The organism is Ruegeria sp. YTSC192, from assembly GCF_059609705.1.
Window position 1 is genome coordinate 387,659 of the sequence record NZ_JBXWMG010000001.1, and the last position, 8,874, is coordinate 396,532.

Genomic DNA, 8,874 nt, shown 5'->3' on the forward strand with positions numbered 1-8,874 from the left:
CAAGCCGTGCGTTTAGACCCTTGGTCTGGCCCTGTCAATCGGGCAGCAGGTATTCCACCAACTCGGTCCGCTGCAGCGCCAGAAAGTTATCGTCCGAGATCATCGTGGCGCGCAGGCGGTTTTGATCGTCGCGCCAGACAGACAGACCTTCGAGGTTGTCATGTGTGCCGGTATCGGTTTCAAGAAGAACCTCCTCGGCGTGTGGAGCATCGTTGGATATGTCCCAACGACGTAGGCGCGTGCGAAATCCGATGAATGCGACCGCACGCTCAAGCACGTAGAAACGCCCATCGGGCCCGAAATCCGCAGCCACGGGCAGGAAACGATCCCGTTGCGGCAGGGTAAAAGGGGTCGACCAGCTGGTCCCGTCCCAGCGAAAAACCGGAATATCGCCACCCGCCGTGCGGGTTTTTTCGGGCAGGGTATAGAGGTGTCCGTGCCCGTCAACCGCCAGCCCTTCGAACGAGCCGTTGTGATCCAGTTTGTCAAAAGCGCTGGGGCGCGGCAGAACCTGCGCGTTGGCCTCCGCAGAGCTATAATAGGCCACGCGATGAACACCTTCGAAGGACAGGTATAGACCGCCGCCCGGCGCAAGGGCGATGCCTTCGGAATCCCCCACCCGGCCGCTAAGCTTTCGCCCCATACTGGACAGAAGCGGAGTGTGGCTTTGCACTTCGACACCCGATATCGCATCTCCATCACGCGTGATCCGGGCCGTGGCCAGGGTCGCACGGTCGCTCAGGAGGGTGGCCTGGGATCCGTCGGCGCTCAGGTGAATAGCCGAGAAACCCCCGAACCAATCGGTGGCCTCGACCCTTGTGTAACTGCCCAGTAGCGTGGCGCTTTTGACCTCAACCGCTGCAACCTGACTGGCCCACAAAGCGGCTGCAATCAGTTGGACGACAATACGGCAGAGCATTGCTGGGGCAGATCGGCTAAAACATATTCACGACGTTTTTTGGGCGCAGGCGCGTTCGGATCTGGTGGCGGAGGGTTGAGGATATTGTTGACCCACTCCTGCGCCTGTGCGCAGCCATCGCCCTTTGGCGGCGGGTCCTGATTGACGCAGCCTTTCGACCCACGCGGACATTTCAGGCGCACATGGAAGTGGTAGTGATGGCCCCACCAGGGCCGGATCTTGCGCAGATAGGCCCTGTTGCCCTTCTCATCCTTGCACATCTGAACCTTGGCACCGGGGAACACGAAAATCCGCGCAACACGCTTGTCCTTTGCGGCCTCACGCAGAACGGCGTGGTGCTGTTTGGTCCAGTTGCCGTTCACGAAAGCTCCGTTCGCGCGGCGCAGGGAAATCGACGAGATGTTCTCACGCGTTTTGCGCGACAGCCGCATGTTGTCTCCGGGCAGCATCCAGATGTCGATATCCAGCCCCAACTGGTGCGAGCGGTGGCCCGAAGTCATCGGCCCGCCCCGTGGCTGGCTGATATCCCCGACATAGAGACCATTCCACCCCGGTTGCCTGGCCGCAAACCGGCTGAGGTCTTGCACGTAGTCGATCGCCTCGGGGTGGCCCCAGTTGCGGTTGCGCGACAGGCGCATCGCCTGCCATGTCGGCCCGGTTTCGGGCAGTTGCACCGACCCGGCGGCGCATCCGCGCGAATAACTGCCGAAAGCGGCCGATTTTTGCTGTGAACTTTGCTTTTGCGCCCCGAACAACTGCTTGGCTAAGGGCTGTGCCCCCGCCGTGCCTGCAAATGTGATCGTGGCCAATAGTGCCAAAAAACGTAGTAAAATCATCTGCTCTGATCCCCTTCCGGCTTGACCCAGCGCATCAGGAATAGCCCCAGAATAAACAACAGAATGATCGGTGACACCCCTAGTCTTGCACTGCCGGTCACAGTTGTTGCCACCCCGATCAGCAATGGCGCGGCAAAGGCCGTGGCGCGGCCTGACAACCCATAAAGCCCAAAGCTTTCGACCGGAGCAGCAGGATCGGTATGGCGCACCATCAACGAGCGGCTGGCCGATTGCAGAACGCCGCCCATCCCGCCGATCAGGATGCCACAGCCGAAAAACACCATATCGGGCAGGCCGGACCCTTCGGGCAGTGCAATGCCGTAGATCTGCGTCCGGTCCATCGAAACGACGGTGATACAGACAAAGATCAGCACCCAGATTGCAACTAGAATGACCGGTTTAGGGCCGTATTTCCGATCCAACTTGCCGCCGATCCACGCAAAGATGGCCGAGGCCAGAACACTGACTATCCCGAAAATGCCGATCTTGATCAGGTCCCACTCCAGCACCAGCCGCGCATAGACCCCACCAAAGCTGTAAAGCCCGTTCAGCGCATCGCGGTAAAACATGGACGACCCAAGATAGGTCGCCAGACTGACCCGATGCCGCAGGTTCGAGATTGAGTGCCCCAACAGACGCAGCGCCTCGGCGATACTTCCGGTTTTCTCGACCTTTGGGTCATCGCGCACCCACAGGAAGTACGGCACCATGAACAAAACGAACCAAACAGCGGTGAAAGGCCCAACAAAGCGCGTCCCCTCACGTGTGGCGGCATCGAGGCCCAGCGCAGGCTCTATCCCGATCAGAGTTTTACCGCTGGGTTGTTCGACAAACAACGCCAGCATGATCGCCAGCGATATCAACCCGCCGAAATACCCGAAGGCAAAACCTGACCCCGAAATCTCACCCACCTGACTATCGTCGCCCAGTTCAGGCAACTGCGAGTTGATGAAGATCAGCGCATACTCGGCCCCGACAAAACCCAGCCCGAAGGCCGACAACATCAGCCACATGTTCGAGCCATCGGGCAACGTGTACCAAAGCGCAGCGGACCCCACCGCATACATCACCGAAAACGCAAAAATCCACGGTATCCGACGCCCGGACACATCTGCCATTGCCCCCAACAGGGGCGCACCAAAGGCGATGATCAACCCGGTGATGGTCAGGCAATTGGCCCAAACTGTCTGCGCCCGCGCGGCGGCGGCCTGCGGGTCCAGCCCAGCATCGGTGAAATACCCTGCGGCGACCCCGGCGAAATAGGGGCCGAAAACGAAAGTGACCAACAGCGTATGATAAGGCTGTGACGCCCAGTCAAAAAACCACCAGCCCCAGATGCGCTTGCGATTGGAAATCTCTGCCATGTCTGCCCCAGTTTTTCTTTTGTCCATTAAGACGGGTGTTTGACCCAATTCGCAAGCTTTCAGTTTGCGCAGGCTTGCTCTTTGCGGCGTGTGTGCTTAGGTCTTTTTCGGTCAAAGAACGGAGTACCCATGCTGTCGCTGATCCAAATCCTGCTACTGATCCTGGACATTGTCTGGTTCATCATCCTCGCCCACGTGATCATGAGCTGGCTGATCAATTTTCAGGTGCTGAACCTGCATCAACAGCTGGTCGCGCAGATCTGGTACGGCCTGAACCGCATACTCGAACCGATTTACGGCCCCATCCGCCGTATCCTGCCGAATATGGGCGGGCTGGACCTGACGCCTCTGGTCGTGCTGATCGGGGTCTATGCGGCGCGGATCATCCTGATCAACAATGCGGGCTATTTCGTCTGACCTCTTGTTCACCGAATCTTAGTATGTGATTGTCCTGTCTTAAGAGCAGATAAACCTTAAAACAGGGCAACCCCGCACATGTTCGACGCCGCACCCCTGCTGCGAGATGTCTTTGGATTCGACGACTTCCGCCCCGGTCAGGAAGAGATCGTCGATGCCGTCACGCTGGGCGAAAACGTGCTGGCAATCATGCCGACAGGCGGCGGCAAATCCCTGTGTTTCCAACTGCCTGCGCTGCTGCGTGACGGTGTGACGGTGGTGATCTCACCTTTGATCGCTTTGATGCGCGATCAGGTCCGAGGCTTGCAAGAGGCCGGGGTTGAAGCCGGTGCGCTGACCTCGGGTAACACGCCTGAGGAAACCGATGCGGTATGGGAGGCGCTCGAAGCCGGGCGGCTCAAGCTGCTTTATATGGCGCCCGAGCGTCTTGCGGCCGGGTCTGCGCTGGGCATGTTGCGTCGGATCAATGTCAGCCTGATCGCTGTCGACGAGGCGCATTGCGTCAGCCAATGGGGCCATGATTTTCGCCCCGACTACCTGCGGATCGGAGAGCTGCGGCGCGCCCTGAACGTGCCTCTGGCCGCGTTTACCGCCACGGCGGATGCCGAAACGCAGGACGAGATTGTCGAGAAACTGTTCGACGGCAGCACCCCGCGCAAGTTTCTGCGCGGGTTCGACCGGCCCAACATCCATCTGGCCTTTGCCGCCAAGGACGGACCGCGCAAGCAGATCCTCGATTTCGCCGCCGCGCGCAAAACCCAATCCGGCATCGTCTATTGTGGCACCCGCAACAAGACCGAAGTGCTGGCCAAGGCTCTGCGCGACGAAGGGCACTCGGCTTGTCACTATCACGGTGGTATGGAGCCTGAGGACCGGCGCATCGTCGAAACGCGTTTCGCCCGCGAGGACGGGCTGATCGTGGTCGCCACGGTGGCTTTTGGCATGGGTATCGACAAACCGGATATCCGCTGGGTCGCCCATGCCGACCTGCCGAAATCCATCGAGGCCTATTATCAGGAAATCGGCCGCGCCGGGCGCGATGGTGGCCCGGCAGAAACCCTGACACTGTTTGGCCCCGACGACATTCGCTTGCGGCGATCACAGGTGGATGAGGGCCTCGCCCCGCCCGAACGGCGCATGGCCGATCACGCGCGCCTGAACGCTCTGCTGGGTCTGGCCGAGGCGCTGGTGTGCCGTCGTCAGACTCTGCTGGGCTATTTCGGAGAAACGGCCGAACCCTGCGGGAAATGCGATCTCTGCGACACCCCACCCGAGGTTTTTGATGGCACAACCCCCGTCCGTATGGCGCTGTCGGCGATCCTTCGGACCGAGGAATGGTTTGGCAGTGGCCATCTGATCGACATCCTGCTCGCCAATGAAACCGACAAGATCCGCGCTCGCCGCCATGATACGCTGTCGACATGGGGTATCGGCAAAGACTGGTCGCGCCCGCAATGGCAGGCGATCTTTCGGCAGATGATGGGCCATGATCTGGTCCGCCCTGACCCCGAACGCCACGGTGCCCTGCGTATGACCGAGGCCGCGAAGCCTATCCTGAAGGGCGAGGCGCAGATCAACCTGCGCAAAGATACGATCCGCAAAGCCACGCGCCGCCCTGCAGTCAAGGCGATGGTGGCCGAAGAAGACGCGCCGCTGCTCTCAGCACTCAAGGCCAAGCGCCGCGCTTTGGCCGAAGCCGCGCGTGTGCCTGCCTATGTCATCTTCCCCGACCGCACCCTGATCGAAATGGCCGAGAACCGCCCGCAAACACTGGACGACATGGCTCGGGTCGGAGGGGTCGGGGCCAAAAAGCTGGAGCGCTACGGCGACACGTTTCTTGAGGTCATCTCTGGGGCCGTCGAAGCTGTCCACCCCGCCCGCCGCAAGCTGGCCGGGCGCGAGCAGGGCGATATCTACGATCGCCTGCTCGAGGTGCAGTCACAATTGTCCCGCGGGCCAGATGGGATCGACAAACCGCTCAGCTGCACGGCCTCGCAACTGGCGAAGGTGGCGCAGTTGCGGCCGGATGACTCGCGCGGGGTCGAACAGGTGTTGGGCGATCGTCGTCACGAAAGGTTTGGGGCGGCCTTTCTGGACGTGCTGCGGCAAGAGGGCTAAATACGCCCTATCAGGCAAGGAACGAGGGCGGATATGCTGGTAGTGATTTCCCCGGCCAAACGGCTGGACTGGGCGGAACGGGATGTTGAGGCCACGCAGCCCGACTTTCAGGACGATGCGATCCGGCTGTCCAAGACCGCGCGCAACCTGACACTGGGCGACCTCAAGAAACTGATGGACCTCAGCGATGATCTGGCCCGTCTGAACCGCGACCGCTATCGCACCTTCGCCGACGCGCCCGAGCTTGAGGCTACACGCCCCGCCGCATTGGCCTTTGCCGGTGACACCTATCAGGGGCTAGAGGCCGCCTCGCTGGACGCTGATGAAATGGCATGGGCACAGGACCACCTGCGAATCTTGTCCGGCCTTTACGGCGTATTGCGCCCTCTGGACGCGATTCAGCCCTATCGGTTGGAAATGGGCAGCAAGCTGAAAACCCGGCGCGGCAAGAACCTGTATGAGTATTGGCGCGATCAGCTCAGCAAAGCCCTGAATGCGCAAGGGGCCGAGGTTGGCAGCGAAGTCCTGGTCAACTGCGCCAGTCAGGAGTATTTCGGTGCGGTCGATCTGAAAGCGCTGAATCTGAAAGTCATCACTCCGGTCTTCATGGAGGACAAAGCCGGTACGCCCAAAATCGTCAGCTTTTTCGCCAAGAAAGCGCGCGGCGCGATGGCACGGTACATCATTCAACATCGCCTGACCGATCCGGCCGGGTTGCTGGATTTTGACAGCGGTGGCTATGAATACCGCCCCGATCTGTCCGAGGACGACAAGCCCGTTTTCGTGCGTCCTTACGCAGCATAGAGGGCAGGAAGCGAGGGGCCAGCCCGCCGCCATCGGAACTTGAACCAATGGCGTACCAATGGCGGCTCCCCGAGATATTTTTAGCCAGATGAAGGTGGGATCCCTTGTTAGGGTCTCTGCCGCTGCTTAATCGGGCTTGGGCGTTACAGGTTTAGCGCCCTCAGGGCAATGGTCCAGGATCATTTGCTGGATGAGGTTCTTGTGCAGCGGTTTGGTCAGGTAGTGATCCAGACCGGCCTCCAGAATGCCCTGATCGTCGCCAGCCATGGCATGAGCCGTCAGTGCGACGATTGGTACGTGACGACCGGTTTCAACCTCGCGGCGGCGGATTTCGGCGGTGGCTTGTTTGCCATCCATTCGCGGCATCGAAATGTCCATGAAGATCAAATCGGGTGAAACCTCGTGATAGAGGTCAACGGCCTCTTGCCCGTTGCCTGCGAAACGCAAGTCGATGTTCATATCCTTGACCATCTTCTTCAGGATCAGCTGGTTGGTCCGGTTATCCTCAGCCGCCAGAACGCGCATCACGCGGTTCCCGATTGGGTGGACCTCTGGCGTAGGTTGGGGCGAGGTATCTGGCTGAGTTGCGGTATCCCCCAAGGCAATCAGCCGGCTGTAAAGCTCGGACCGGGGGATGGGTTTTTGCAAAACGCCTTCGATCAGGTGCCGCGCGGGGCTGGCGTGAATGACACCCGGATTGGTGGACATGATGACCACCGGCAACTCGGTCCAGCCGCGATCGTGCAAGATGGTCGCAAGCTCCATCCCGTCCATGTCGGGCAGGTCATGATCGCATAGAAACAGATCAATCGAGGGGTCCAGTTTCGACAGCGCCTCGCCTCCAGAAGCGCAGACCGTGACCTTTGCCCCAAGACGCCCCAGTTGCTTGGCCAGGATGGCCCGGTTGGCGGCCATATCCTCAACCAGCATAACGTGTTTCAGGTGTCCCTGCAGATCGGGCGGAGAGGGTTGCGGCCCTTCGGCAGTGGGCAAAGACACCCGGAACCCAAAACACGACCCTTGCCCAACTTCGCTTTCGACCCAGATATTGCCCCCCATCATGGTGATCAGGCGCTTGGTGATCGCAAGGCCCAGCCCTGTCCCTTCGAATTGACGGTTGCGCTCATCCTCGACCTGATTGAACTCACCAAAGATGTGGCTGATCTTGTCGTCCTCAATCCCGATGCCAGTGTCTTCGATGGCGATGTGGACATCGCAATCCTGTTGGTCCGGATGGGGGACACCGGTCACCCGGATCAGAACATGCCCCTCGCTGGTGAACTTGACGGCGTTGCCCACAAGGTTGGTCAAAACCTGCCGCACGCGACCCGGATCCCCCACGAACAGCGTCGGCAGGAAGAGGTCATAGTCCACCAGCAGGGTCAGGCCCTTGTCGCGCACGCTGGGCTGCAGCAGCATCGCCACTTCAAGGATGCAGCGTTCGAGATCGAACTGCTCGGGGTGCAGGATCAGCTTGTCCGCTTCGATCTTTGAATAGTCCAGCACATCATTGATGATGACCAGAAGCGCCTCACCCGAGTTTCGGATCGTGTTGACATAAAGGCGCTGTTCTTCGTCCATCGGCGTTTCGGACAGCAGTTCGGTCATGCCGACGATACCGTTCATGGGGGTCCGGATTTCGTGGCTCATATTCGCGAGAAAGGCCGATTTGGCGCGGTTCGCAGCCTCGGCCCGGTCGCGGGCGGCCTGCAATTCAGCCTCATGCCGGACAGACGCAGTAATGTTCAGGGCAAGGCTGACCATATCGCCGCCGCTGCCACGCTGGTCGATCAGGCGGATATATTGGCCGTTCCACAGTTGGATCACTTCGGCTGGCGGGTTGGCGCGCGCCCAGCGGCTTTGCATACGCGCCTGCCAGTCCTCAGACGTTTCCGGACCGATATCCACAATGCCTTCGTTGGTCAGCAATTCAAGAATGCGCGTGTAAGAGATACCCGGTGCAACCTCATCCAGACCTTCGAACACGCTGAGATAGGCCGTATTGGCCCCGATCAGACAGCTGTTACCGTCGAAAAAGGCAAATCCGTCCTGAATGGTCTGGATCGAATGCCACAAGCGACGCTCGGCCACTTCGACCTTGGCATGGGCCTCGGTCAGATCGGATTTTACCTTTTCATTCTCGTCCCGGACGTTTTCAACCTCGGCCTGGGTTTCGCCAATGCGTTTGGTCAGTGCCATCGCATGGCGGCCCAGTTTGCGGTTGGCCGAGGACAGCTCAGCCTGTTTCAGCGCCAACATCCGTTCCGCCGCAAGGCGCGCGCGCCGTTCCTGTGCCAGTTTTTGTGCAAGGCTCATGATAGGTGATTCCGGTCTGCTCTGCCGTCAGCATCCGGGCAATCGGTGAAAAAGTGTTTAAGCCGTTGCCTGCGGGGCATCGCACATGTCAAATTGATCC

7 protein-coding genes are annotated in these 8,874 nt (G+C 59.9%); 3 read left to right on the forward strand and 4 right to left on the reverse strand.

The window, feature by feature from the left end; all coding sequences use genetic code 11:
* Nucleotides 1-34: 34 nt before the first annotated feature.
* Genes AC2FD8_RS01920 through AC2FD8_RS01930 form a run of 3 tightly spaced genes read right to left on the reverse strand, consistent with a single transcriptional unit; the run spans nucleotide 35 to nucleotide 3,119 of the window.
* A complete protein-coding gene (locus tag AC2FD8_RS01920; protein WP_496874281.1) occupies nucleotides 35-919 on the reverse strand; it encodes an esterase-like activity of phytase family protein in 885 nt (294 codons plus the stop codon).
* Nucleotides 892-1,755, reverse strand: a complete 864-nt coding sequence (gene mepA / locus AC2FD8_RS01925; protein WP_496853563.1) for a penicillin-insensitive murein endopeptidase — start codon at nucleotides 1,753-1,755, stop codon at nucleotides 892-894. Before mepA ends, AC2FD8_RS01920 begins: the two co-directional genes overlap by 28 nt.
* Complete coding sequence (locus tag AC2FD8_RS01930; RefSeq protein WP_496853562.1) at nucleotides 1,752-3,119, reverse strand: MFS transporter; 1,368 nt, start codon at nucleotides 3,117-3,119, stop codon at nucleotides 1,752-1,754. The genes mepA and AC2FD8_RS01930 overlap by 4 nt, the downstream gene beginning before the upstream one ends.
* 129 nt (nucleotides 3,120-3,248) lie before the next feature.
* Between AC2FD8_RS01930 and AC2FD8_RS01935 the strand changes: the two genes are divergently transcribed.
* The 3 genes from AC2FD8_RS01935 to yaaA all read left to right on the forward strand — a co-directional run bounded on the left by AC2FD8_RS01935 (nucleotide 3,249) and on the right by yaaA (nucleotide 6,458).
* The gene (locus tag AC2FD8_RS01935) at nucleotides 3,249-3,536 is read left to right on the forward strand and encodes a YggT family protein (protein ID WP_170472916.1); all 288 of its coding nucleotides are present in this window, start codon (nucleotides 3,249-3,251) and stop codon (nucleotides 3,534-3,536) included.
* 78 nt (nucleotides 3,537-3,614) lie between these two features.
* Nucleotides 3,615-5,654, forward strand: a complete 2,040-nt coding sequence (gene recQ, locus AC2FD8_RS01940) for a DNA helicase RecQ (protein WP_496853561.1) — start codon at nucleotides 3,615-3,617, stop codon at nucleotides 5,652-5,654.
* Between the two features lie 33 nt (nucleotides 5,655-5,687).
* Nucleotides 5,688-6,458, forward strand: a complete 771-nt coding sequence (yaaA, locus tag AC2FD8_RS01945; protein ID WP_496853560.1) for a peroxide stress protein YaaA — start codon at nucleotides 5,688-5,690, stop codon at nucleotides 6,456-6,458.
* A 126-nt stretch (nucleotides 6,459-6,584) separates the two neighbouring features.
* On the opposite strand, the gene AC2FD8_RS01950 is transcribed toward yaaA, so the two are convergent.
* Nucleotides 6,585-8,774, reverse strand: coding sequence for a response regulator (locus AC2FD8_RS01950; protein WP_496853559.1), 2,190 nt, complete (start codon nucleotides 8,772-8,774; stop codon nucleotides 6,585-6,587).
* Nucleotides 8,775-8,874: the final 100 nt, after the last annotated feature.

Coding starts and splice junctions, on each gene's coding strand:
- AC2FD8_RS01920 (WP_496874281.1), bottom strand. CDS start 919: ATGCTCTGCCGTATTGTCGTCCAACTGATTGCAGCCGCTTTGTGGGCC.
- mepA (WP_496853563.1), bottom strand. CDS start 1,755: ATGATTTTACTACGTTTTTTGGCACTATTGGCCACGATCACATTTGCA.
- AC2FD8_RS01930 (WP_496853562.1), bottom strand. CDS start 3,119: ATGGCAGAGATTTCCAATCGCAAGCGCATCTGGGGCTGGTGGTTTTTT.
- AC2FD8_RS01935 (WP_170472916.1), top strand. CDS start 3,249: ATGCTGTCGCTGATCCAAATCCTGCTACTGATCCTGGACATTGTCTGG.
- recQ (WP_496853561.1), top strand. CDS start 3,615: ATGTTCGACGCCGCACCCCTGCTGCGAGATGTCTTTGGATTCGACGAC.
- yaaA (WP_496853560.1), top strand. CDS start 5,688: ATGCTGGTAGTGATTTCCCCGGCCAAACGGCTGGACTGGGCGGAACGG.
- AC2FD8_RS01950 (WP_496853559.1), bottom strand. CDS start 8,774: ATGAGCCTTGCACAAAAACTGGCACAGGAACGGCGCGCGCGCCTTGCG.